The organism is Streptomyces sp. BRA346, assembly GCF_052851135.1.
On record NZ_JAIWIH010000147.1, the window covers coordinates 1 to 2,008 of the forward strand.

Annotated in this window: 1 protein-coding gene; it reads right to left on the bottom strand. The window is 72.3% G+C overall.

The window, feature by feature from the left end:
* A partial coding sequence (locus LCH29_RS43825; RefSeq protein WP_446467264.1) for a type I polyketide synthase occupies window positions 1-2,008 on the bottom strand: 2,008 nt, incomplete at both ends.

Here is a 2,008-nt window from a genome sequence, read left to right on the forward strand (position 1 = left end):
CCTCGTCACCGGAAACCACCACCGACGTGGGCCCGTTCACCGCCGCGACCGCCACCCGCTCGCCCTCGGCAAACCCGCCGAGGATGTCGGCGACCTCGGACTCGGTGCCCTCGACCGCCGCCATCGCACCACCCGAGGGCAGCGCCTGCATCAACCGCGCACGACCCGCCACCAACCGCGCGGCATCGGCGAGATCGAACACGCCCGCTGCGTAGGCGGCGGCCAGCTCGCCGACCGAGTGGCCCAGCACCACGTCCGGGCGTACTCCCCAGGAACGCAGCAGGTCCACAACCGAAGCCTGAACAGCGAACAGCGCCGTCTGGGCATACCCCGTCCGGTCCAGCAGCCCCGCCTCTTCGGAGCCGTCGTCCGCGAACAGCACCTGCCGCACCGGGACCGGGAACTCGGCGGCGCCGTCGAGATCGGCGTCCATGTGGCCGCAGACCTCGTCCAGGGTCCTGGCGAACACCGGGAACTCGCCGTACAGCTCGCGGCCCATGCCGGGCCGCTGGCTGCCCTGGCCGGTGAACATCCACGCCGTACGCCCCTCGGCCGCCACACCGGACACCACGGAGGCATCACCATCGGCCAGCGCGGCCACGCCCGAGTGCAGGGTGGCGAAGTCGGCGCCGAGCACCACTGCCCGGTGTTCCAGCGCCGCCCGGGTCGTCGCGAGCGAAAGGCCCACATCCGCCGGGGAACGGTCGGGGCCCTCAGCGAGGAATGCCGCAAGTCGTGCCGCCTGGGCCCGCGTCGCTTGCGGGTTGCGGCCGGACAGCACCCACGGCACCACCGGCAGCCCCGCCGACGGCCGCTCCACGGCCACGGGCGGCTCGATCGCGGGAGCTTCCTCGGCCTCCTCGATGATGACGTGCGCGTTGGTCCCACTGATCCCGAACGACGAGACACCCGCCCGACGTGGCCGCTCACCGCGCGGCCACGCACGAGCCTCGGTCAGCAGCTCGACCGCACCGGACTCCCAGACCACGTGGGACGAGGGACGGTCGACGTACAAGGTCTTCGGCAGCTGCCCTTCCCTCAGCGCCATCACCATCTTGATCAATCCGGCCGCGCCGGCCGCGGCCTGGCTGTGCCCGATGTTCGACTTGATCGAGCCGAGCCACAGGGGATCCTGACCGTCACGGCCCTGGCCGTACGTCGCCAGCAGTGCCTGCGCCTCGATCGGGTCGCCGAGTGTGGTGCCGGTGCCGTGGGCCTCCACTGCGTCCACGTCGGAGGTCGAGAGGCGCGCGTTCGCCAGGGCCTGGCGGATGACACGCTGCTGGGAGGGGCCGTTCGGCGCGGTCAGGCCGTTGGAAGCACCGTCCTGGTTGACCGCGCTGCCGCGTATGACCGCGAGCACCGGGTGCCCCAGCCGCTCGGCCTCGGAGAGGCGTTCGAGCACCAGCACCCCGGCGCCCTCCGCCCATCCTGTGCCGTCCGCGGCGTCCGAGAAGGACTTGCACCGGCCGTCCCCGGCCAGCCCGCCCTGACGGGCGAACTCCAGGAAGATGCCCGGGGTAGCCATCACGGTGGCGCCTCCGGCGAGTGCCATCTCGCACTCGCCCGCCCGCAGCGCCTGGCACGCCAGGTGCAGGGCGACCAGGGACGACGAGCACGCGGTGTCCACCGACACCGCCGGGCCCTCCAGGCCCAGCACGTACGACAACCGGCCCGATGCGACGCTCGGCGTGCTGCCGGTGAGCAGATACCCGCCGGACTCGCCCTCGGGGTCGTGCATGGTCCCGCCGTACCCACTGCCCGAGATGCCGGAGAACACGCCGGTCTGGGAACCACGCAGGGATATCGGGTCGATGCCCGCCCGTTCCAGGGCCTCCCACGAGGTCTCCAGCAGCAGTCGCTGCTGCGGATCCATCGCCAGCGCCTCACGCGGGGAGATCCCGAACAACTCCGCATCGAACTCCGTGGCATCCGCGACGAACCCACCGACGGCCGCGATGTCGTCCAGCACCCGCGTGTCCCAGCCACGGTCCACCGGCAGCGGCGA